The sequence below is a fragment of the Peptoniphilus sp. HCN-40583 genome (genome assembly GCF_037892835.1).
Taxonomy (GTDB): Bacteria; Bacillota; Clostridia; order Tissierellales; family Peptoniphilaceae; genus Aedoeadaptatus; species Aedoeadaptatus rachelemmaiella.
Map to the genome: position 1 here is coordinate 31,229 of NZ_JBBKBU010000015.1, position 20,878 is coordinate 52,106.

24 protein-coding genes are annotated in these 20,878 nt (G+C 52.2%); 21 read left to right on the forward strand and 3 right to left on the reverse strand.

Going from position 1 to position 20,878, the window contains the following annotated elements; translation table 11 throughout:
- Positions 1 to 4 precede the first annotated feature (4 nt).
- From cbiE to WKT05_RS05985, 12 genes are all read left to right on the forward strand, one after another.
- Positions 5 to 604 carry a precorrin-6y C5,15-methyltransferase (decarboxylating) subunit CbiE gene (gene cbiE / locus WKT05_RS05930; RefSeq protein WP_340413326.1) on the forward strand — a complete coding sequence of 200 codons (600 nt, stop codon included), beginning with the start codon at positions 5 to 7 and terminating at the stop codon, positions 602 to 604.
- Entirely contained in the window at positions 597 to 1,133 is a 537-nt protein-coding gene (gene cbiT / locus WKT05_RS05935) for a precorrin-6Y C5,15-methyltransferase (decarboxylating) subunit CbiT (RefSeq protein WP_340413346.1), read from the forward strand. The genes cbiE and cbiT overlap by 8 nt, the downstream gene beginning before the upstream one ends.
- Entirely contained in the window at positions 1,130 to 1,882 is a 753-nt protein-coding gene (cobM, locus tag WKT05_RS05940; protein WP_340413327.1) for a precorrin-4 C(11)-methyltransferase, read from the forward strand. The genes cbiT and cobM overlap by 4 nt, the downstream gene beginning before the upstream one ends.
- Complete coding sequence (locus tag WKT05_RS05945) at positions 1,879 to 2,856, forward strand: cobalt-precorrin 5A hydrolase (protein WP_340413328.1); 978 nt, start codon at positions 1,879 to 1,881, stop codon at positions 2,854 to 2,856. Before cobM ends, WKT05_RS05945 begins: the two co-directional genes overlap by 4 nt.
- Complete coding sequence (gene cobJ / locus WKT05_RS05950) at positions 2,853 to 3,581, forward strand: precorrin-3B C(17)-methyltransferase (RefSeq protein WP_340413329.1); 729 nt, start codon at positions 2,853 to 2,855, stop codon at positions 3,579 to 3,581. Before WKT05_RS05945 ends, cobJ begins: the two co-directional genes overlap by 4 nt.
- Positions 3,578 to 4,336 (forward strand): precorrin-6A reductase, encoded by a 759-nt coding sequence (gene cobK, locus WKT05_RS05955; protein ID WP_340413330.1) that lies wholly within the window; start codon positions 3,578 to 3,580, stop codon positions 4,334 to 4,336. The genes cobJ and cobK overlap by 4 nt, the downstream gene beginning before the upstream one ends.
- Entirely contained in the window at positions 4,305 to 4,565 is a 261-nt protein-coding gene (locus WKT05_RS05960) for a cysteine-rich small domain-containing protein (RefSeq protein WP_340413332.1), read from the forward strand. Before cobK ends, WKT05_RS05960 begins: the two co-directional genes overlap by 32 nt.
- The gene (cobT, locus tag WKT05_RS05965; protein ID WP_340413333.1) at positions 4,555 to 5,625 is read left to right on the forward strand and encodes a nicotinate-nucleotide--dimethylbenzimidazole phosphoribosyltransferase; all 1,071 of its coding nucleotides are present in this window, start codon (positions 4,555 to 4,557) and stop codon (positions 5,623 to 5,625) included. The genes WKT05_RS05960 and cobT overlap by 11 nt, the downstream gene beginning before the upstream one ends.
- The gene (gene cobU / locus WKT05_RS05970; protein WP_340413334.1) at positions 5,622 to 6,152 is read left to right on the forward strand and encodes a bifunctional adenosylcobinamide kinase/adenosylcobinamide-phosphate guanylyltransferase; all 531 of its coding nucleotides are present in this window, start codon (positions 5,622 to 5,624) and stop codon (positions 6,150 to 6,152) included. The genes cobT and cobU overlap by 4 nt, the downstream gene beginning before the upstream one ends.
- A complete protein-coding gene (cobS, locus tag WKT05_RS05975; protein WP_340413335.1) occupies positions 6,149 to 6,877 on the forward strand; it encodes an adenosylcobinamide-GDP ribazoletransferase in 729 nt (242 codons plus the stop codon). Before cobU ends, cobS begins: the two co-directional genes overlap by 4 nt.
- Positions 6,874 to 7,395, forward strand: a complete 522-nt coding sequence (locus WKT05_RS05980; protein ID WP_340413336.1) for a histidine phosphatase family protein — start codon at positions 6,874 to 6,876, stop codon at positions 7,393 to 7,395. The genes cobS and WKT05_RS05980 overlap by 4 nt, the downstream gene beginning before the upstream one ends.
- Positions 7,396 to 7,494: 99 nt before the next feature.
- Positions 7,495 to 8,472: an S-layer homology domain-containing protein gene (locus WKT05_RS05985; RefSeq protein WP_340413337.1), complete on the forward strand. Its 978-nt coding sequence runs from the start codon at positions 7,495 to 7,497 to the stop codon at positions 8,470 to 8,472.
- A gap of 70 nt (positions 8,473 to 8,542) precedes the next feature.
- On the opposite strand, the gene mgtE is transcribed toward WKT05_RS05985, so the two are convergent.
- Positions 8,543 to 9,901, reverse strand: a complete 1,359-nt coding sequence (gene mgtE / locus WKT05_RS05990; protein ID WP_215508195.1) for a magnesium transporter — start codon at positions 9,899 to 9,901, stop codon at positions 8,543 to 8,545.
- 268 nt (positions 9,902 to 10,169) lie between these two features.
- Between mgtE and WKT05_RS05995 the strand changes: the two genes are divergently transcribed.
- Both WKT05_RS05995 and WKT05_RS06000 read left to right on the forward strand, forming a co-directional pair.
- The gene (locus tag WKT05_RS05995) at positions 10,170 to 11,243 is read left to right on the forward strand and encodes a C40 family peptidase (protein ID WP_215508194.1); all 1,074 of its coding nucleotides are present in this window, start codon (positions 10,170 to 10,172) and stop codon (positions 11,241 to 11,243) included.
- A 54-nt stretch (positions 11,244 to 11,297) separates the two neighbouring features.
- On the forward strand, positions 11,298 to 12,125 hold the full coding sequence (locus WKT05_RS06000) for a bifunctional 5,10-methylenetetrahydrofolate dehydrogenase/5,10-methenyltetrahydrofolate cyclohydrolase (protein ID WP_340413338.1): 828 nt from the start codon (positions 11,298 to 11,300) through the stop codon (positions 12,123 to 12,125).
- Positions 12,126 to 12,165: 40 nt separating this feature from the next.
- On the opposite strand, the gene WKT05_RS06005 is transcribed toward WKT05_RS06000, so the two are convergent.
- Together WKT05_RS06005 and WKT05_RS06010 are read right to left on the reverse strand one after the other, a co-directional pair.
- Positions 12,166 to 12,300 (reverse strand): hypothetical protein, encoded by a 135-nt coding sequence (locus WKT05_RS06005; RefSeq protein WP_285814620.1) that lies wholly within the window; start codon positions 12,298 to 12,300, stop codon positions 12,166 to 12,168.
- 55 nt (positions 12,301 to 12,355) lie between these two features.
- Positions 12,356 to 15,253, reverse strand: coding sequence for a transglycosylase domain-containing protein (locus WKT05_RS06010; protein ID WP_340413339.1), 2,898 nt, complete (start codon positions 15,251 to 15,253; stop codon positions 12,356 to 12,358).
- A 93-nt stretch (positions 15,254 to 15,346) separates the two neighbouring features.
- Here WKT05_RS06010 and hflX point away from each other — a divergent pair, with 93 nt between their 5' ends.
- From hflX to lgt, 7 genes are read left to right on the forward strand one after another with little or no spacing between them, the layout of a single operon-like run.
- Complete coding sequence (gene hflX, locus WKT05_RS06015; protein WP_340413340.1) at positions 15,347 to 16,612, forward strand: GTPase HflX; 1,266 nt, start codon at positions 15,347 to 15,349, stop codon at positions 16,610 to 16,612.
- A complete protein-coding gene (locus WKT05_RS06020; protein WP_340413341.1) occupies positions 16,605 to 17,297 on the forward strand; it encodes a YigZ family protein in 693 nt (230 codons plus the stop codon). Before hflX ends, WKT05_RS06020 begins: the two co-directional genes overlap by 8 nt.
- Positions 17,281 to 17,985: an NAD(+) synthase gene (nadE, locus tag WKT05_RS06025; RefSeq protein WP_340413342.1), complete on the forward strand. Its 705-nt coding sequence runs from the start codon at positions 17,281 to 17,283 to the stop codon at positions 17,983 to 17,985. Before WKT05_RS06020 ends, nadE begins: the two co-directional genes overlap by 17 nt.
- A gap of 46 nt (positions 17,986 to 18,031) precedes the next feature.
- On the forward strand, positions 18,032 to 18,775 hold the full coding sequence (locus WKT05_RS06030; protein ID WP_340413343.1) for a YebC/PmpR family DNA-binding transcriptional regulator: 744 nt from the start codon (positions 18,032 to 18,034) through the stop codon (positions 18,773 to 18,775).
- Positions 18,772 to 19,413: a TIGR01906 family membrane protein gene (locus WKT05_RS06035; RefSeq protein WP_340413344.1), complete on the forward strand. Its 642-nt coding sequence runs from the start codon at positions 18,772 to 18,774 to the stop codon at positions 19,411 to 19,413. The genes WKT05_RS06030 and WKT05_RS06035 overlap by 4 nt, the downstream gene beginning before the upstream one ends.
- Positions 19,400 to 20,041, forward strand: coding sequence for a deoxyribose-phosphate aldolase (gene deoC, locus WKT05_RS06040; RefSeq protein WP_215507785.1), 642 nt, complete (start codon positions 19,400 to 19,402; stop codon positions 20,039 to 20,041). The genes WKT05_RS06035 and deoC overlap by 14 nt, the downstream gene beginning before the upstream one ends.
- A 1-nt stretch (position 20,042) precedes the next feature.
- The gene (gene lgt, locus WKT05_RS06045; protein ID WP_340413345.1) at positions 20,043 to 20,822 is read left to right on the forward strand and encodes a prolipoprotein diacylglyceryl transferase; all 780 of its coding nucleotides are present in this window, start codon (positions 20,043 to 20,045) and stop codon (positions 20,820 to 20,822) included.
- The last annotated feature ends 56 nt before the right edge of the window (positions 20,823 to 20,878 follow it).

The following is a 20,878-nucleotide window of genomic DNA, read 5'->3' on the forward strand; positions in this document are numbered from 1 at the left end:
AGCGATGATTACCATAGTCGGCGCCGGACCCGGCGATTTAAAGAAAATGACCTACGAAGCCGTGGAAGCCATCAAAGGGGCGGATCGCGTCGTGGCCTTCTCGCGCCTGGCGGAAAAGCTAACGCCCATTCGAGAAGATATTGTGGCGGTAAAGCGCCTGAGCGAGGCGGAGGAGAACATGGATCCTGCCCTTCATGTGGCCGTTGTCGTGAGCGGCGATCCCCTGTTCTTCGGACTGGCAGGCACCTTTCGTGGAAGGGGCATTCACGTGGATAAAGTGATTCCCGGCTTGAGCAGCATGCAATGTGCGGCGGCATCACTGAATCTTCCTTGGCAGAAGATGTGTGCCTTTTCCTTTCACGGCAGAGAGCCGGAGGTGGAGCTCCTTTTAAAAGAACCCTTAAGCTGCGTGCTTTTAGACAAACACTTTACGGCGAGTGATCTGTCGAAGGCTTTGGCGGTGAAGGGGGCCAAGGGCAGGATCCACGGTGCGAGCTACCTTTCCTACGAGACCGAAAAGATCCTCTCCGCATCCATCGGCGAGGAAATTTCCATCGACGAAGAATTAGCATTGGCGGTGATTGAACTTGAACTGGATGAATGATTCCGATTTTATTCGCGGCGACGTGCCCATGACAAAAGAAGACGTGCGTATTTTAACAATGGCGGGCCTTGAATTAGCCCCTGACCTTTCATTTCTCGACATCGGCGCCGGCACCGGGTCCATTTCCGTGGCGGCGGCGGCCTTGGGCTGTGCGGTTACTGCGGCGGAAGTGAAGGACGAGGCCGTGGAATTAATCGAGAAAAACGCCGAAGCCTTTGGTGTAGGCATCGACGTGATCCGGGGAAAGGCGCCGGATTGTTTGAAAGATGAAAGTTACGACCGCATTTTTATCGGCGGCAGCAGAGGGCAGTTGGACGGTATATTACGTTATGCTCACGAACACTTAACGCCCGGCGGCATCTTGGCAGGTAATTTCATTACCATGAGTCACGCCGAAGCCATGAAGGCTTTTTTGAAGAAAGAAGGCTACGACTGGAGCCTGAAGTATGTGGCCGTCTCGAGGGAAGATCGACTGGGCCTGTTGCGGGCGGAAAACGGCGTGTTTATGTTAAAGGGGAGAAAAAGATGATTTCATTTGTCGGCGCCGGTCCCGGGGATGTGGACTTAATTACGGTAAAGGGCAGGCGGCTTTTGGAAGAAGCTGACGTGATTATTTACGCCGGCAGTTTGGTGGATGCGCGCCACATGGATTCGGCGAAAGAAGGCGCCGAGATCTACAACAGCGCCACCATGCATTTAGATGACGTGCTGGATGTGATGAAAAAAAGCGCCGAGGCGGGGAAAAATCTGGTGCGCCTCCATACCGGCGATCCCTCCGTTTATGGAGCCATTCAGGAGCAAATGGACGCCTTGGATGAATGGGGCATCGGCTACGAAGTGATCCCCGGCGTAAGCTCTTTTTCCGCGGCGGCGGCAAGCTTGAAGCGGGAATTCACCCTACCCGGCGTGAGCCAAACGGTAATCCTCACCCGCCGCGCCGGTCGCACCCCGGTGCCGGAGGGCGAGTCCATAGACAAGCTGGCGGCCCATGGTGCCTCCATGGCCATCTTTTTATCCGCCGGGCAATTGGAGGCTTTGGTGGAAGATTTGAAAAAAGGCTATTCCGACGATACGCCCATGGCCGTGGTTTATAAGGCCACTTGGGCCGATGAAATCGTCGTGCGCTCCACATTGAAAGACATTGTGAAAGACATGGAGGGGCGGGATATTTATAAACACGCCCAAATCCTCGTGGGAGATTTTCTCGACAGCGATTACGAAAAGAGCAAGCTCTACGACAAACATTTCTCCACGGAATACAGAAAGGCGGAGCGGTGAAGACGGCGGTATTGTGTTTTTCGCCTCAAGGGGCCGCGTTGGCGAAGCAGTATTTTTACGAAGCGGATCTCTTCGGCAAGGATTTTCAGCGGCCGGCGAAGAAAGAGGAGTTCGGATCCATTTTTAGCGGATACGATCGCATTGTCTTTATCGGCGCCGCAGGCATCGCCGTGCGCTACATGGCGCCCTTTGTTGAAGACAAGCGAAAGGATCCCGCCGTGGTGGTCATCGATCCCACGGGGCGCTACGTGATTCCTATCTTAAGCGGCCACTTAGGCGGCGGTAATGGTTATGCCGTAAAACTGGCGAAGGCCATGGGCGCCGAAGCGGTACTCACCACGGCGTCGGACAGCTTGGGCTTCGAAGCCATCGACGTTTTTGCGCAGAAAGAAAATTACGCATTCGAGGATATGGTGGCCATGAAAGAAGTGGCCGCCGCCATGGTGGCCGGGCGGGAGATCCCTTGGTACTCCGAAGAAGATGCATTGCCGAGCTACCCCCATATAAAGCGGGTACCATCCATCGAGGCGGCGGATGTAAAAGAGGGCGTCGTGGTTACGACAAAAGACGTGGAAATTAAAAGGGGCCTTCAACTGGTGCCTCGGCGGATTCACTTGGGTATCGGTTCAAAAAAGAACACGGATCCGGAGGCTTTGGTGGCTTTAATAAAAAAGACATTGAAAACTTATGCCATTCATCCCATGGCTCTTTCTGCCATCCACACCATCGACATAAAAAAAGAGGAGGCCGCCATCCTATATGCGGCGAAGCAGCTTAACCTTCCCCTGAAGATTTACACCGCGGAGGAATTATCGAAAAACGACGATCGCTGTTCGGGCAGCGACTTTGTAAAAGCCACCGTCGGCGTTTCCAGCGTCTCCTGCACGGCGGCCTTTATGGGCGGGGAAGAGATGATCGCGGAAAAAATTGCTGAAGCGGGTTTAACCCTGAGTATAACAAAGGAAACAAGATGAAGAAATTATTTATTATTGGCATCGGCCCCGGTGGCGAAGAGGATTTCACCTTGGGCATGATTCAGGCTTTGGAGGCCTCGGAAGTGATCGTGGGCTACAAGCCCTATTTAAACTACATTAAAAATTACACAAAGGGAAAAGAAATCCACACCACGGGTATGAAGTCGGAGATCGAGCGGTGCAAAATGGCACTGACCTCGGCGGAGGCGGGAAAGACCACGGCCATGGTTTCCACCGGCGATGCGGGCCTCTACGGCATGGCAGGGCCCTTGTTGGAACTGGCGGCAGACAAAGACATTGCCATTGAAGTCGTTCCCGGCATCAGCGCCAATTTCGCCGCCGCATCGTGCGTCGGTGCGCCGATCATGCACGATATGGCCACCATCAGCCTCTCCGATTTAATGACGCCCTTGGATTTAATTAAAAAGCGGATACGCCTCGCGGCACAAGGGGATTTCGTCATTTGCTTTTACAATCCCCGCTCCAAGGGGCGACCCGATTATTTAAAAGAAGCCATGGGGATTTTAAAAGAAGAAGGCTACGAGGATACCAGGCCCGTGGCTTTGGTGAAACACGCCCGGCGAGACGGGGAAGAAAAAATCCTCACCACAATCGGGGCTCTGGACGACAACTTCTGCGACATGAACACCATGGTCATCGTGGGAAACAAAGAGACCTATGTAAAAAACGGCGTCATGATTACGCCCAGGGGCTATAAATTATGAAGCTCTGGATCATCGGCGGCACCTCGGAATCGGTGCGGCTCGTAAAAAGCGTGGACCGACGCGCCCTCGTGGTGAGCGTCGCCGGGGAAGAAGGCAAAGACCGCTTGCCGGAAGATACGGAAGTCCACGTGGGGCCCATGGATCGCGGGGCCATGGTGGATTTTATTCGCAAGAAAAGCATCGTCGCCGTCGTGGACATGAGCCATCCTTTCGCGAAGATCGTCTCCAAAGAGGCGAAAGGGGCCGCCGCGGAGGCGGGCATCGACTACTACCGCTTTAAGCGGCCCGTGGAGGATGAGGCGGGGGATGTGATTTTCGACGATTACCCATCTTGCGCCGAGTATATAAAAGAAAAAAGCGGCACCTTTTTCTTTACCACGGGATCGAAACACTGCGATCTTTTTGAGTCGGTAAAGGGAGAAAGCCGCCACATCTATCGGATTATTCCCTCGTCGAAAAGCATCGATACGTTGCACGATGCCGGTGTCGCCATGGAAGACATGGTGGCCATGCTCGGGCCCTTTGATTTGGATATGAACCTGGCGCTTTTTAAACATGCCAAAGCCGACTTTCTGGTGACGAAAAACAGCGGCGCCGGCTCGGGCTTTCACGAAAAAATCGACGCCGCCCGCCGTTTGGGCATGACGAGTCTGGTGATTCGCACTGAAGGCGAAGAGGGGCTGAATTTTTCCGAAACCAAGGCCGTCGTAGAAAGGATATCGAATGGAATTCTCTTATCGCTTTTACACCAATAAAGATTGCAAATACTTTCCCTGCCACACCATGGAAGGGGATTTTAACTGCATGTTCTGTTACTGCCCTCTTTATTTGCTGGACGAGGATTGCGGCGGAAATTTTTCCTACGCAGGCGGCGTAAAAGACTGCTCCAATTGCACCATTCCCCATCGCCCCAAGGGCTACGATTACATTAACAAACGCCTTCGGGAAGAAATAAATAAAAGGAAAGAACGCCATGAAGGATAAGCTTGTTGGATCCATTGAAGGGGCGGATAAGGCGTACATGAAGCGGGCCAAGGAATATTGGGACAATCGCACCCACCCTACGGGCTCCTTCGGCGCCTTGGAAGGAATGACCATTCGCCTGGCGGGGATTCAGCGGCGGGTCATACCTTCTGTGGAGAAAAAGGCCATCGTCGTCTTTTGTGCCGACAATGGCGTGGTGGCGGAAGATGTGAGCTCCTCGCCTCAGGTCTTTACACAAATGCTCGCCAATGCCATGGCTCGAGGAGAAACCGGCGTGGCGACATTGAGTCGTTGGGCGGATTCAGAGCTTTATATCGTAGACATAGGCATGAAGAAAGATGTGGCGCGGGAGGCATCGATTATCGATGAGCCCATTCGAAGTGGCACGGGCAATATTGCCGAAGAGGCTGCCATGAGTCGGGAAGAGGCCATAGAAGCCATAAAGCGGGGCATGGAGGTGGCGAAGGCGGCCGTAAAAAACGGCGCCTCCATGATCGGCACCGGGGAGCTGGGCATCGGAAACACCACCACCTCGGCGGCCCTGCTCAGCGCATTAACCGGGGAGTCCGCCGAAGATTGCGTAGGCTACGGCGCCGGCATTACCAAAGCACAGTTGGCGAAAAAAGTGGCGGTGGTGAAAAAAGCCGTGGCCCGCGCCGGAGACGGGGATGTGATTCACAAAATCGCCCAAGTGGGCGGCTTGGATCTGGCCGGCCTCGTCGGCGTGTTTTTGGCCTGCGGAGAAGAAAAGGTGGCGGCTGTGGTTGACGGCTTCGTCACCGGCGTGGCGGCCCTTGCGGCGGTACAATTGGCACCGAATGCAAGCGACTATATTTTTCTCTCCCATAAGAGTTGTGAGAAAGCATCGGAACGTGTGAACACACACTTAGCCATGACACCGCCACTGGATCTCGCCATGCGACTGGGGGAAGGGAGCGGCTGTCCTATCTTTTTTCAATTGATGGAGGGAGCTCTTTACGCCATGAAAAACATGGGCTCCATGGAAGACAATGCCATCGATCCGGGCCTGTTAGTGAATATAGAAAAGGAGTCTCTATGATTACATTAGTGACCGGCGGCGCCAGGAGCGGAAAAAGCGGCTATGCGGAATCTCGATTGAGTCGCTACGAGCGCGTCGTCTACATCGCCACGGCGCAGGCTGCAGATGATGGGGAAATGATTCGCCGCATCGAAGCCCATAAAAAGAGGCGGCCCGCCTCATGGCGCACGGTGGAGCGGGATCACCGCTTAGCGGAAGCGATCGAAGGAGCGGACGCCGCCCTCTTGGACTGCGTCACGGTGATGCTCTCCAATTACCTGTGGAAGTATTCCGCGGCGGAGGATGCAGTGGACGAGGAGAAAATCGAAGAGGCGTGCATGAAGGAGCTTGGGGCTTTAATTGCCGCGGCTCGGCGCACGTCCTGCGATTTGTGGATCGTCACCAACGAGGTGGGAAGCGGCATCGTACCCATGCATCCCGTCTCCAGGGCATTTAGAGACATTCAGGGACGGGTGAATCAGCAATTGGCACAGGCGGCCGATGAGGTCTACGCCTGTATTTCGGGAATTCCGGTGAAGATCAAATGAACAGTTTACTTTTAGCCATCCAATTTTTAACGCGACTGCCCCTTCCGCAGGAGACGGAATTTAACGAAAAAGAAGCGGGAAAGAGCCTTTTCTGGTTTCCCTGGATTGCGCTTTTCATGGGGGTGGTCGTCGGCTTCGTCAACAATTTCTTCTACGACGTCGGCCCTCTTTTTGCCGCCTTCTTGGGGCTTATTACCTGGTACTTATTAAACGGCGGCCTGCATATGGACGGGCTCATGGACACGGCGGACGGCTTTTTGTCTAATCGAGACAGGGATCGGGTCGTGGAAATCATGCACGATTCCACCATTGGCGTCTTTGCCGTCTTGGCCTTGGTGCTGGTGCTCTTGGGAAAATTTTCCGTTCTGGCATCGGTGGCCATTCAACCGGTGGAGATGGGCATTTTTTTCGCCTCGGCGCGCATGGGCGTATTGACTGCCATTCACTTTTTCCCTTCGGCACCCGCCTCGTCCATGGGCAATTTCTTTAAACATGGCGCGTCGAAAAACAGCTACTACCTGCAGTGGCTGATCCTCGCGGCGATCATTCTCTTTACGAGGGGCAAATCCTTTCTTCTCTTTCCCGTGGCCGGCTGCCTTTGGGGCGCGGTCTTCTCTCGACTCTCCGTAAGAAAAATCGGCGGCCTCACAGGCGATGTCTACGGCGCCATAACAGAGATCGGGGAACTTTTTATGCTGCTCCTCTTCGGGGTGTTTTTCTCATGAGCATTTATATGATGCGCCACGGAAAGACCTTGGCCAATGAAAAGAAATACTACGCCACATCGACGGAACCCTTGCTTCCCGTGGATCCTGCCACGGCGAAGAAATTGAAGGAAGCGGTGGGCGCCCTTTGCGTAACATCCGTCGTCTCCAGCCCCTATTTGCGGGCAAAGGCGACGGCGGCCCTGGTATGGGATCGAGGGCCGGTGGCAGAAGAGGCGCTGATTCGGGAAGTGAACCTGGGCGTTTTGGAAGGCCGCAGCTTTTACGATGCCTACGATTTGTACGGCGAAGCTCTCGCGCCTTGGATCGACGATCCCTTCAATTACGGACCGCCTCGGGGCGAAAGTCTGAAAGAGGCCTTTGTGCGGGCTGAAACCTTTTTAAAGAGGGCAAAAGACGACACCCTTTACGTGAGCCACGACGGCTTCATGCGCTTGGTGCTTTCGGCCATAAAAGGCGACGTTCATTCCTTTTTCCAATACAAGTTGGACAATTTTCAAATCATTGAAATCAAATAAAAGTGACAATTCCGTTACAAATCCGGTGGAAGTCTTCAAGGGGCCCCATCCTTTTGCTATAGTTTTAGGAGCTTTAGAAGCAAAGAAAGGATGTTACCATTGAAATACACATTGAAACGGTTATTGGCACTTTTTTTATGTGCGTCCATCTTACTACCCGCAACAGGCGTCTTCGCCCAAGGTGTCGAAAGCCCGAAAAATTTGGCCTTGGCCTTGACACAAAGTGAAAGCGGAAATTACGATGCCTTTACGCTCAGTTGGATCAATCCCGATTGGGTGAAGAAGCAATTGGCATCGGGCAAGACTGTGGCCTTTGAAATCGACAGCTCAGTCAATCAAAATCCCTGGTCTTCAACAAAGGGCCAAAGCTTTAAAGGCAAACTCACTGCAAAGGACAAGGACCGTGCGGAAGTGAAGCTTTCCGGAGCGCAATTTTCGAATTTAGCGAATCCCGCCTTGGAGAGCAATCTCTACAGCTTCCGCGTCCGCTACATCGGCGCGGGCGAAAGCGGCTACACCAATGCGGTATCCGTAGGCTATCGCCCGGTATTTAACAATTCCAGCAATTGGTCTGTAGAGGAATTAAGGGATGCCGGGAAAAACGGATTGATTCCGCCTTCGGTGAAGGCTGACATGAAAAAAGACATTACCCGGGAAGAGTTTACGGAAGTCATGGTTCGCCTCTATGAAAAAGTGGAACGGGTTCATTTGGTGGCGGGCAAGAGCCCCTTTAAAGACACGAAAAACGAATCCGTGGTCATCGCATCCCGTTTAGGCCTGGTCAACGGCGTAGGCAACGGAAAATTTGCGCCGAATGCCAAGATTACTCGGGAAGATATGGCGACGATTCTGGCGCGCTTTATTAAGAGCGTAGGCGTGAAAGAAAACGCAACAAGCGGCGCGCCCTTTGGCGATCACAACAAAATCAGCCCCTATGCACGTGAATCCGTCTACACACTCCGTTCCATGGGACTGATGGACGGGTATCAAGACAATGCGTTTAGGCCCAAGACCCACGCCTCCAGAGAGCAGGCCATGGTACTGGCTCAGCGCATCTATACGACAATTGCAAAATAAACCCGTTTAGGGAAAAAGAAAACCGAAGGCACACAACCTTCGGTTTTTGCATCTATGTCGTTTATAGGGATTAAACTAATTTAGCCAAGAGGGCAGAGGCCAAGCCGAGAAAAATAAAGAACCCGCACACATCGGTAAATGTGGTGAGAAAAATCGGCGATGAAATGGCCGGGTCGATCTTTAACTTGTCGAATAAAAGGGGCAGTAAAAAGCCCACGATGCCTGCGATAACCATGTTTAAAATCATGGCGGCAAAAATAATCAGCCCCAAATACACATTATGGTACTTCAGATACAAGACGATGCCGGCGAAAAAGCCGATGACGGCGCCGTCGAAAATGCCGAGACCGATCTCTTTTAAAACCAAAGGCAGGTCTTCTTCCAAACTGATTTCGTCTCGGGCTAAACTGGTTAAGACGATGGAAAGGGCCTGATTGCCGGCGTTCCCGCCCATGCCTGTTACAATGGGCATGGCGGCGGCAAGGGCCACTACTTGGCTGATGGTGTCTTCAAACATGGCAACCACCGCCGAAGCCATAAAGGCCGTAAAGAGATTGATAACGAGCCAAGGCAGGCGGCTTTTCACGGAGTGAAGGAAGTTGGAGTCGTATTCTTCGTCTTTGGAAACCCCACCAATGGCCAAGATATCTTCGTTATGTTCCTCTTCCATAACGTCGATAATGTCGTCTGAGGTAATAACGCCGAGGATGGCTTCGTTTTTGTTCACGACGGGCAAATACTTTAAGTCGTATTTATAAATTAAATTGGCGGCCTCTTCCTGGTCCTGATCCGCATAGACGAAGAAAGGATGACTTTCCACGAGATCCGCCAAAGGCTTAAAGCCCGGGGCCACGAGAATTTCCCTTAAGTCGACGATCCCCTGCAAGCGGTGCAAATTGTCCGTAATAAAAATCGATTCGATGATTTCCGTCGTCGGCGCGATTTCTTTGATCTTTAACAGGGCTTCACGCACGGTGAGGGACTGTTTCAGGGAAATAAATTCCGTCGTCATGATCCCTGCGGCGCTGTCGTCGTCGTAAGACAAGATCATTTGAAGAATATTCGATTCGCTTTTCTTCATGTAATTCAGGACGTCTTTGCGCTTGCTGGTAGGCAACAGCCCCAACAAGTCCGCCACATCCGCGTTGGTCATGTAACTGAAAATATCGATTAATTCTTTTGTCGAATAGAAATGAGCCATTCGAACTTGAAGCTCTTCTCGGGCATTTTCGATAAGATTGGCAATCTCCTCCGGATCCAGCATAAAAAGGAAATACTGCAGATCCGTCGTATCCAAATCCTCCAGCACATCGTCGATGTCCACGGAGTGATAGGTATTGAAGATCTCCTTGCCGTCATTGATGCTGCCGTTTGCAATGCAGGCATCGATTTTCTCTTTTAATAAGTCATAGTCGGTTTCATATTCCAATGGCCGTCACCTCCGATTCGATTACATTAACAGTATACCATTGAAATCAATTAAAAGTCAGCCCGAGGTGGAAGGTGGGTTGTTAAAAAAGAAATAATAAGTCATAGAACTGTAACAGAGAAGTAACATAAATGACCTCTCAAATTGTTACATTCTGTAACCATCTGTGTTATAATTTCAAAAGATCATTAAGAAAAATCTAATTTCGAATGGAACGATCCTTAGGAATCGTTCGAGGAGAAGTATGAATAAGGAGTGTTGTTTTTACATGAATCAAAAGTTCAAGCTTGCCATCGGAACGACTGCATTGGCAATCATTTCGGTAGTAGGTCTTCGAGATACCGGCGTTTTCGTGCAGGATCATAACACCACATTGTACAGCGGAAGCGAATTGAAATTCGCCGTAGAAGAACAAGCGAACATCGTAGATACCAATGATCGCGGCTACATAGTCCAAAAGGGCAATGCCAAGGTCACCGTTCCCAAGGAAAAGATCCTGGTAACCGAAAGCAAGCCCCAATATTACACGGTAAAGAAAAATGCCATCCTGAAAAAAGACGGCAAGGTTGTCAGAAACCTTTTTATCGGTGAAACACTTCAAACAGTGAAACATTACCCCAACACCGTGGCGGTAAATACGGAAGACGGTCTTTTCGGATCCGTAGAAAATGCTTACATCGAAGCCATCGAAGGGCCCCACACGACCCCGGCGAAGGTAAAGCAAAACTTAAGACTTGAAAATGCCAACGGCGCTTACCAATTGGCCAAAGACCAAACGGTTAATGTCGTCAGCTACAAAGACGGCCTCTTCATTATTCTTAACGATGAAGGCAAGGATTTCCAAATCGATCCCAACTACTTAGACTTCGGCGAAGGCGGCGTGAAGGCCGTGAAACGCGAAGTGATTCAAAAGCAAGCACCGGTCAAAAAAGTGGTCGAACCCATTGCCGCACCGCCGAAAGTAGACGGCGCCAAGGCACAACGGGTAATTGACTCGGCATTTGGCAAAATGGGCTCCCCCTATGTATGGGGCGCCACCGGCAACGGCGGTTACGACTGCTCCGGTCTCGTCTATGCCATTTATGTCAACGAATTGGGCATCTCCCTTCCCAGAACGTCTTCTGCACAATCCCAAGTGGGCAATCAAGTGGATCGTTCGCAATTGCAACCGGGTGATCTGATCTTCTTCAACACCACGGGCAAGGGCGTTAGCCACGTAGGCATTTACATCGGCAACGATACCTTCATCCACGCCAACAGCGGCAGCGGACGGGTTAAACAAAATAAATTATCTGAAAAATATTATGACTCCCGTTTTGTCAATGCAACGCGCGTGTTATAATAAGTCGGAAACACGAAGAGCGGTTCGCCGCTCTTTTTTAATGAGGAGGAACTAATGAAATTTGACGTGAGCCCTTTGCGGGAGAAACTTCTCGAAGATTTAAAGAAAAAAGTGGCTTTAGCTAAGGAAAGAGAAATCGGCGATAAACTTTTGATTCTTCGCATCGGCGATAAAAAGGCGGACATCAGTTACGAAAACGCCATTAAGAAATCGGCGGAAAGTGTCGGCATGGATGTGGCGGTGACCGTATTCGACGAAGGTGCTTCGGAGGGCGATGTCCTGCGGGAAGTGGAACGAGGCAACAAGGATGGGCGCATCGGCGGGATTCTGATCTTTCATCCGCTGCCGAAGCATTTCGATGCCATGGCCATTGACCGCGCCATTGTGCCGGAAAAAGACATCGACTGCTTGAGCCCCTTGAATCAATGGAAGATTTTCACGGGGCAGGGTAAAATGATGCCTGCCACGGCGAAAAGCGCTTTAATGATCGCCGAAGCCATGGGGGATTTAGAAGGCAAGCGGGTGTTGATTATTAACCGCTCCATGGTCATCGGAAAGCCTCTGGCCATGATGCTTTTAGATAAAAACGCCACGGTGACTTTGGGCCATTCCCGCACGAAAAACATCCCGCAACTGGCGAAAGATTACGACGTGGTGGTTTATGGCACCGGCCAGTCACGCTGGGTAACGGCGGATTTTGTCGGCGAAGGACAGTGCATCATCGACTGCGGCATCGCCTTTGACGAGAAGGGGAAATTAACCGGCGATGTGGATTTCGATGAGGTGGTGGACAAGGCACATCTCGTGACTTCCGTGCCCGGCGGTGTCGGAAGCCTGACCAATTTATTATTGCTGGACAATATGTTTGTGGCGTCGATTTGATTCCATGGAAAAGCCCTCGCGACAATGGCGAGGGCTGCTTTTATTTTCTGCGAATGTATTTCCACAAAGCGTAACTTTTTACAAAGCTTGCTGCCGCTTTGCGCACCGGTTTTTTTCTTAATGCTTTGGCACCTTTAGACAGTGCCAAAAATCTTACGATTTTCCATAGTTTCATGACTGCCTCCTTCTACTGTGACCATACCCGAAAGGCATGTGATTTACGCAAGTACCTAGCGGCGACGGCCGGATTGGCTTTGCCGTTGGGTCTTTCTTTGATCGCCGGATTTGTTTTGACGGTTGCTTTTGTTGTGCCCATTGGTTTTGTTGTGCCCATTGGTTTTGTTGTGCCCATTGGTTTTGTTTTGACGGCTGTTGTTTTCGTTGTCTTGATCCTCGTCGTCAGTTTCTTGATTTTGTGCATCGTACCATTCCTTGGAGTGCACTTGGCAATGACTTGTGGGAAGGGTGTAGTAATCTTTGGGCACGATGCCGTCGAAGGCTTTCGGGTCGTAGCCTTTCGGCCGCACAAAGTAATAACCGTAGGTAATGGTTTCATAGGGGCAGTAGGTGGAGGCCAATTGCCCGGAGACGGAGCAAATAAGCTTGCGCGTATAATTCTGCGTTTCCTTTGTCGGCGCCGTGTTCGTTGCGAAGGGCAGGGTCACCGTAGAGTGGGCGCGTCGGGCGTAGGTGGTGGCCAAGAGGCCGGTTTTGTCGCTGACTTCATGCATTTCGAAGCCCGCAGGTAGTGCCCAAGTTTCTCGGTCGTCGGGAATGGCGACGAGGGAGGCGTAAAAGCTTTCCATGAGGGAGCGATCGCCGGCCAAGGCAATTTTTTGTAAATCATTGCCCATCCACAGGCCGTACGTGTAGCGAGGCGTGGCGCCGATGGCGAAGTAGTCGGCGTTGTATTTATTCGTACCCGAGACGGCGAAAGTATCGTATCCCGCGGCGCGAAGAGAATTGGCCAGGGGCGAACGGGCTAAAGCGTAGCGCAAAAGCACGTCTTCGATGGGTTGTTTTTTCGATGCCGTTTTTCCGTGCTCGTAAAGGACATGGCCTTTACGGTCGGTAATTTTCTGAACCGTGTAGTTTTTCGAATCAATGGGCGATGCGATGCGGGCGTAGCTATTGGTAAGGGCCATGAGATCCAAGCCGTCGACGAAATTCCCCGCCGCCATGGCATCGTAGGTCATGTCGTGGCGCTTGGTATTTTCCTTCGGCGTCTTCACGGCATCGTCTTGCCGCTCTCCCTTGTAAAGGCCAAGGCGATTCAGGTTTTTCAGAATGGGATCGTAGCCATAGCGTTCCAAAATCTTTCCGCTAATGGCCAAGCGATTGTTTGCCGCACTGTCCGCCAGAATGTCGTAGCCGTAAAAAGAATCCACATTGGGCCAAATGATTCCGTCTATGCGCATGGGCGTGTCGTCGTAGGCTGTGGCCAGCGTGTCGCCACAGCTCAATGCGGCGAGGTAGGTAGTTAAAGGCACGATGGCGGTGCCCGGTTGCCGCTTGCTCGTCAGGTGATTGTAGCGAAGGCGGGCGGGATCTTTTAAGTCGTTGCCGCCGGCCAGGGCCACGACGGCGCCGGTGGCATTATCGGCAATAATCGCCGCCGATTGGGGTTGCAGACTGCCCTTTGCCGGAAGGAGAAACAGATCCGCGGGGAGAATGAGCGCATCTTCCGTTACTTGAATGGCGTCTTTATAGGTTTCGTAGAGATCGCCTTGAAGCAGAAGGGTGTCGGGATCTTTTAAGTCTCCTGCCTGAAACAGGGTTCCGGCACCGGCCATGGTGCGGAGGTTGTTGTTTTCGTCTGTATAATAGAGATTTTTTAAAAGAATATTCCCCTTGGATTCCGTAAAGTATTCGCCGTCGATTTCAAAGCCCTGATCCGTCTTCGTAAAGGCCCCTGCGGGAAGATGCATATTGCCTTTTTCGTCGAAAAGGCCGTCGTATGCGTAGTAGAGCACGCGCCCTTCGTTGTCGATCATGCGGTCTTTCTCGTCAGTGGTAAAGTCGACAAAGTTTGCGCCTCGACTTCTACCCCGGGCGATGAGGGCGGGATACTTATCGTAGAGGGCATCCATTTTTTTCTGGAAGTCGCCTACAATGGTGGCCTGGATGGTAAGCCCGCCTTCTCGCACCATTTTTTCCGCGGCCTGTTTATCGATCCTTTGCGTCTTGGAAAGAATGCGGGCGGCTTCATCGGAAATCACGTCGGCCACGTAGGAAGAGTAGGGGGCGGGGGCGTCTTCTTTGGGAAGAAAAGAGATAGGGATTTGGGCGTAGTTGTCCGCCTCCTCGGAGGTGAGGTAGCCGGCTTGGGCCATGGCCCGAAGCACCACTTTTTTGCGTTCTGCGGCGCGGGGATTTTCTACTAAATCGTAGCTGTGATCGCCGATTTTTTGGGTGGCGATGACGCCGGTGGTGTCGTTTTCTTCCGTGGGAATCCGTTTAATGGGTTGGTAAGTGGCGGGAGACTTTACGATCCCCGCCAAGAGAGCCCCTTCTTCCACGGTAAGGTCCTTGGCGTGTTTGGAGAAGTAGGCGTTTGATGCCGCTTCGATGCCCTGGCTGCCTAAGCCAAGATCCACGCGGTTTAAGTAGGCTTCTAAGATGGCGTCTTTATCGAGCTTTTGCTCCATGCCCAAGGTAAGGTAGGCTTCCTTAATCTTGCGGTCAAGGGATTGCTCGCCGCTTAAATAAACATTCTTCACCAATTGTTGGGTGATGGTGGAGCCGCCCCGCTCGATGGCGCCGCTTTTGGCATTGGCAAGGATGCTCGCGGCCAATTGGCGCAGATCCAAGCCGTGATGGACGTAAAAGCGTCGGTCTTCCACGGCGAGAAAAGCCTTTTTCACATGATCCGGCACGTGATCCACGGAAATATTTTCGCTGAAGACGGAGGGATCCACTTCGTCGATGGGATTGCCCTCGGCGTCTACTATGTATGATGTTTGCGGAATGGACGTAGTCAAGTCGTTGAAATCCACCGGCGGCAGATCTTTCAGTATGGATACGATCCAAATGGCCACGATGCCTGCCAAGAGCACGAGAAGAAACAGTATGGCTGCAAGAACCATTTGCCATGTTTTTTTGCGGCGAAGTGTATGTTTAATCCCCATAGAAACCCCCTTTTTGTCATTATATCATGGGCCATTGTTGCGTAGAAGTGGAAGGTTGTGTATATTTAAAAAGAAGCTTAGGCAGGAGGCGTCATGGAAGAAAGAGAAAAAGTGGTGACGGCGTCGGTTTACGACGGATCCGAGAATTATTATGAGGAAAGTTTAAGGGAATTAAACGCCCTGGTGAAAGTGGCAGGCGGCCATGTGGTGGCATCCATGGAGCAAAAGGTGCGCGCCTTTAATCCGGCGACCCTCATGGGCAAGGGCAAGCTCGAGGAACTGAAGGATTTCGTGCGGGCGGAAGAGGTGGATCTTGTGATCTTCGATCAAAGCCTCTCCGGCATTCAAATGCGTGAAATCGAGAAGGTGCTGGAAGTGGATGTCCTGGATCGCACGGCCCTGATATTGGATATTTTTGCCTCGCGTGCGAAAACCGACGTGGGCAAGCTCCAGGTCTATTTGGCTCAGCTGGAATACGGAAAGAGCCACTTAATCGGCAAGAAAAACTACTCCCGCTTAGGCGGCGGCATCGGCACCCGAGGCCCCGGGGAACAGAAACTGGAGATCGACCGCCGACGCATCTCAGGAGACATACAGCGGGTGAAGAAAAAGTTGAAACAGGCGCGAAAGATCCGCGATACGGGCAGAAAAAATCGCATCCACTCACAGGTGCCCGCCATCGCCTTGGTGGGCTACACCAATGCGGGGAAGTCCTCGGTCATGAACCGACTCTTAAGAGAATCCAACGCCAAGGGGCGGGAAGTGTACGTGGAGGATATGCCCTTTGCCTCCTTGGATCCCGACACCCGCCGCATTCGCCTGCCCGATGGATTGGTGGTATACGTTACGGATACCGTCGGCTTTATTTCAAACCTGCCCACCACCTTGGTGGAGGCCTTTCACACCACCTTGGAAGAGCTGAGAGAATCCGATCTTATTGTCCACGTCATTGACGGCTCGGCGGAGGATGCGGCGCTACGCTATGAGACGACAAGGAAGTTATTGAATGACCTGGGCGCCGCCGACGTACCCAGTCTGCTCTTCGTCAACAAAAAGGATTTAATGGAGGGAAAGAAACTGCCCTTCATGGCGGCGGAAGAGACGGTCATCTACGGATCCTGCAAGCACGATAGGGAATTCGATTATTTTTACGAAGCCGTTCAGAAAAAAGTGGAAGGCCTTTACGTGAAAGTGGATTTAAAATTTACCTTTCATGAAATGGATCGGGTGGAAGCCATTAAAGCCAATTACCCGGTGGAGCGCTTGGAATACGACGCCGACGGCGTGTGCATGACGGCGACCTTGCCGAAGCGCGCCTATGACCGAATGAAAGCCTATGTAAGGAGGCGCTATGTATAAAACCGTCTATCGAAAGGGCGAGAGCCGGCTGATCGAAAAGAAATCCGAATTTATCGGCCGGGTGGCTTATGCCGAAACGAAAGAGGCGGCGGAGGCTTTTATCGCGGCGATTCGCGAAAAGGAAAAAGACGCCACCCACAACTGCACCGCCTACATTATCGGCGAAGAAGGGCTGATTCAAAAATACGACGACGACGGCGAGCCCCAAAAGACGGCGGGGCCACCCATTCTGGAAGTGCTGAAGCGAAATGACCTTAGAAACGTGGTCTGTGTCGTGACCCGCTACTTCGGCGGCACCTTATTGGGCGCAGGTGGCTTGATCCGCGCCTACTCCACGGCAACATCGGAGGCATTAATCGATGCGAAAGTCGTGGAAATGCACGAAGCCGTAGACATTACCTTTCGCTACGCCTACACCGCCCACGGCACCATCGAAAACTACATGCGGGAGCGTGGCTATCCCCTATTAGATTCGGCCTTCAGCGATCAGGTGCAGGTGACGACGACAGTGTATTTGTCGGGGAAAGACGCCTTTGAATCTTATTTGAAAGACGCCACATCCGGCGAAGTTGATATAATAGAAGAAAAAGAAACTGAACGCCCGGTCTATGAAGGAAAGCTCCTCGTAGATGACGTGGCATACGAACAATTTATTTACGGAGGAAATGATGAAGCAAGAGATTGATGCAGTGGTTCAATGGATGAGAGAAACGGTGGCCGCAGCCCATGCCGACGGCGTGGTCTTCGGATTAAGCGGGGGCATCGACTCTGCCGTGGTGGCGGGTCTTTCCAAGCGCGCCTTCGGCGACAAGGCCCTGGGGATTATCATGCCCATCGACTCCAATCCTCAAGATGAAAAAGATGCCCGAATCGTGGCGGAAAGCTTGAACCTCAATGTCGAAAAAGTGGATTTAACGAACACCTTTAACGCCCTCGTAGATGCGTCCTTTGAAAGCGACGTGGCCATGGCAAAGGCCAATGTGAAGCCCCGCCTGCGCACCACCACCTTGTATTATTACGCCCAAGACAGAAACTACCTGGTCTGCGGTTGCTCCAATGCCAGCGAATACTACATCGGCTACTTCACCAAATACGGCGATTCCGCCTGCGATTTAATGCCCATCGTGGACTTTGTGAAATCGGAAGTGGTGGAACTGGCCAAGGCATTGGGCCTGCCAAAAGAAGTCATCGAGAAAAAACCCACGGCAGGTCTTTATGCCGGTCAAACCGATGAAGACGACATGGGCTTTACCTACGCCGAGTTGGATCGTGCCGTTCGCGGAAACAACGAAGGCGAGCACAAAGAGGCCATTGCCCGTCGCCACCAAACCAGTGCCCACAAGCGGGCATTACCGCCGAGGTTTGAAAGATAAGTAGGGTGCGTGTTATAATTAAGCGTTATGAATAAAGGAGGTTATCATGTCAGGACATTCGAAATGGCACAACATAAAAAATAAAAAAGGAAAGGCCGACGCCAAGCGCGGCAAGATCTTTACGAAAATGGCGAGAAAAATTGCCGTCGCCGTAAAAGAAGGGGGCGACGATCCCGATTATAATCCCGCCCTGAAGGCGGCCATCGACAGCGCCAAGGCCGAAAACATGCCCAACGACAACATCGAGCGCGCCATTAAAAAGGCAGCCGGCGAAGGCGACGGCGGCAACTTTGAATCCATCACCTACGAAGGCTACGGCCCTTCGGGCATCGCCGTCATGGTGCAATGTTTGACGGATAATCGCAATCGCACGGCACCGGATGTGCGCCACGCTTTCGACAAACACGGCGGCAATTTAGGTACCGACGGCTCCGTCTCTTTCCTCTTTGATCGCAAGGGCCAATTGGGCATCGAAATCAAAGAGGGCATGGATCCGGAAGTTGTTGAAATGGATGCCATCGAAGCCGGTGCGGAAGATATTCGCACCGAAGAGGGCGGCATCGAAATTATTACTTCCCCGGAAGAATATCAAACCGTGCGGAAAAATTTGGAAGAAGCGGGCTATGAATTCGTCATCTCCGAAATCACCTATCTGCCTCAAACCACCACGGTCTTAGAGGATCCGGAAGATCGCAAAAAAATGGCGAAGCTTATCGACCAGTTGGAAGAAAACGACGACGTACAAGAAGTCATTCACAATTGGGAAAACGACGACGAAGACGACGAATGAGACCTATTTTAGCCGCGATTGTGGCCATTTGCCTGGTCTTTTTCCTGTTCGGCACGGCCACGGATTTAATCAGCGGAAATAAAGCGTACTACCATCGGCAGATGATTGAAAATGAAATTCCTGAAGAAACGGGAAAGTCCTTGCATGAATTGGACAAAATCTCCGACGGGCTCCGCGATTATTTAAAGCGGGGCGACAATCGGGTGTTGAAGCCTTATTTTAATCAGAACGAATTGGCACATATGGCGGATGTCTACGCCCTGTTTCACCTGATGCGCAAACTTTCGGTGGCGGCGGCAGTCATTGCTTTGGCCGGATTTTTCGGCTTGGCGAAAGGATTTGGCGTCAGAGAAGGGCTGAGAAGCGTCGGCCGGGCCACCTTGGTTTTGATCGCCACCTTTCTCGTCTTAACGGCCATGGTCGCCGTGAATTTCACCAAGGCTTGGTACACCTTCCACACCCTCTTTTTCTCCAACAGTCTGTGGCAAATGGATCCCGCCACGGATCTGATGATCCAAATGCTCCCCGAGCCATTTTTCTTCGGCATGGTCAAGCGAATCGGCTTGATCGTGGCGGCGGGGCTCATTGTAATGGGCTCTTTTGCCTTATTGAAAGGAAGTAAACATGAGATTAAATAAAATGATCGATCACACCATCCTGAATCCCGATGCCACGAAAGACGAAGTCATTCGGGTTATCGACGAAGCCAAGGCCCATGAATTTGCCTCGGTCTGCCTCGAACCCTGCTGGGTATCTCTGGCGGCAGAGCGATTGGCGGATTCACCTGTAAAGGTGTGCACGGTAATCGGCTTTCCCCTGGGCGCCAACACAAAAACCGTGAAGGCCTTTGAGGCGAAGGAAGCCGTGGATAACGGCGCAGAGGAAGTCGACATGGTGCTGAATATCGGCGCATTAAAAAGCGGCGACTACGATCTGGTCTTGGAAGATATGAAGGCCGTGAGGGAAGCGGCGAAAGAAGCCGTGGTCAAGGTGATTCTGGAAACCTGCCTTCTCACCGACGAAGAAAAGAAGAAGGCCTGCGCCCTGGCCAAGGAAGCGGGCTTGGATTTCGTGAAGACTTCCACGGGCTTTTCCACAGCCGGCGCCACGACAGCCGATGTGAAGCTCATGCGCGAAGTTGTCGGCGACAAGATGGGCGTAAAGGCCAGCGGCGGCATTCGCGACAGAGAAACCGCCGAAGCCATGATCGCCGCCGGAGCGAGTCGCATCGGCGCGTCGAAATCCATCGCCATCGTAGGAGAGTAAAATGAATCCCGTGGCATTTACCCTCTTCGGCCTGGAGGTGCGCTGGTACGGCATCTTTATTGCCACAGGCGCTCTGCTCGCCATCTTTTTTGCGGAAAAGCTCATCGAGCGAAATCCACGCGTGCCCAAAGAGGCGGCGGTGGATGTGAGCATTTTCGCCTTGCCCCTGGGCATTATCGGCGCCCGGACCTATTACGTTTTGTTTGAGTGGCAGTACTACAGCGCCCATCTATCCGAGGTGCTCGCCATACGAAACGGCGGCCTGGCCATTCACGGCGGCCTCATCGGCGGCTCCTTGGCCATATTCATTTACTGCCGCACGAAAAAAATCAGCTTTTTTGAACTGCTCGATATGCTGGCCCCCGGCGTCGTCTTGGCACAGGGCATCGGCCGCTGGGGAAACTTTATGAACGGCGAAGCCCACGGCGGCGTAACCACCGTTCCCTGGGCGATTAATGTGGGCGGACAAATGGTCCATCCCACCTTTCTCTACGAATCCATGCTGGATGTGGGGATTTTCCTCTTTCTTTACTTTTATCTGTCGAAGAAGCGGCGTTTTTCCGGCGAACTGGCCGGGGCGTACATGATTTTATACGGCATCGGTCGCTTCTTTATTGAAGGGTTGCGCACGGACAGCCTCTACATCGGGCCGCTGCGCACGGCGCAAGTGGTGAGCATCATCGGCATCACCCTTGGCATTCTCTTGCTGTTGGTACAATCCAAGAGCAAAAAGACCGGAGATTATACATTAATCGACGGGAAATCATCGACAAAGGAATAAATCAGACAAGGAAACCACCTTTTTAGGTGGTTTCAGAGTGATGACAAAGGGGGGGG

Bases quoted from the DNA above. Each gene is read 5' to 3' on its own strand.
- cbiE (WP_340413326.1), top strand. From the start codon at position 5: ATGATTACCATAGTCGGCGCCGGACCCGGCGATTTAAAGAAAATGACC.
- cobS (WP_340413335.1), top strand. From the start codon at position 6,149: ATGAACAGTTTACTTTTAGCCATCCAATTTTTAACGCGACTGCCCCTT.
- WKT05_RS06020 (WP_340413341.1), top strand. From the start codon at position 16,605: ATGTATAAAACCGTCTATCGAAAGGGCGAGAGCCGGCTGATCGAAAAG.
- deoC (WP_215507785.1), top strand. From the start codon at position 19,400: ATGAGATTAAATAAAATGATCGATCACACCATCCTGAATCCCGATGCC.
- nadE (WP_340413342.1), top strand. From the start codon at position 17,281: ATGAAGCAAGAGATTGATGCAGTGGTTCAATGGATGAGAGAAACGGTG.
- cobM (WP_340413327.1), top strand. From the start codon at position 1,130: ATGATTTCATTTGTCGGCGCCGGTCCCGGGGATGTGGACTTAATTACG.
- cobU (WP_340413334.1), top strand. From the start codon at position 5,622: ATGATTACATTAGTGACCGGCGGCGCCAGGAGCGGAAAAAGCGGCTAT.
- WKT05_RS06030 (WP_340413343.1), top strand. From the start codon at position 18,032: ATGTCAGGACATTCGAAATGGCACAACATAAAAAATAAAAAAGGAAAG.
- WKT05_RS05960 (WP_340413332.1), top strand. From the start codon at position 4,305: ATGGAATTCTCTTATCGCTTTTACACCAATAAAGATTGCAAATACTTT.
- lgt (WP_340413345.1), top strand. From the start codon at position 20,043: ATGAATCCCGTGGCATTTACCCTCTTCGGCCTGGAGGTGCGCTGGTAC.
- cbiT (WP_340413346.1), top strand. From the start codon at position 597: ATGAATGATTCCGATTTTATTCGCGGCGACGTGCCCATGACAAAAGAA.
- cobT (WP_340413333.1), top strand. From the start codon at position 4,555: ATGAAGGATAAGCTTGTTGGATCCATTGAAGGGGCGGATAAGGCGTAC.
- WKT05_RS06005 (WP_285814620.1), bottom strand. From the start codon at position 12,300: ATGAAACTATGGAAAATCGTAAGATTTTTGGCACTGTCTAAAGGTGCC.
- cobK (WP_340413330.1), top strand. From the start codon at position 3,578: ATGAAGCTCTGGATCATCGGCGGCACCTCGGAATCGGTGCGGCTCGTA.
- WKT05_RS05995 (WP_215508194.1), top strand. From the start codon at position 10,170: ATGAATCAAAAGTTCAAGCTTGCCATCGGAACGACTGCATTGGCAATC.
- WKT05_RS06010 (WP_340413339.1), bottom strand. From the start codon at position 15,253: ATGGGGATTAAACATACACTTCGCCGCAAAAAAACATGGCAAATGGTT.
- WKT05_RS05980 (WP_340413336.1), top strand. From the start codon at position 6,874: ATGAGCATTTATATGATGCGCCACGGAAAGACCTTGGCCAATGAAAAG.
- WKT05_RS06000 (WP_340413338.1), top strand. From the start codon at position 11,298: ATGAAATTTGACGTGAGCCCTTTGCGGGAGAAACTTCTCGAAGATTTA.
- hflX (WP_340413340.1), top strand. From the start codon at position 15,347: ATGGAAGAAAGAGAAAAAGTGGTGACGGCGTCGGTTTACGACGGATCC.
- cobJ (WP_340413329.1), top strand. From the start codon at position 2,853: ATGAAGAAATTATTTATTATTGGCATCGGCCCCGGTGGCGAAGAGGAT.
- WKT05_RS06035 (WP_340413344.1), top strand. From the start codon at position 18,772: ATGAGACCTATTTTAGCCGCGATTGTGGCCATTTGCCTGGTCTTTTTC.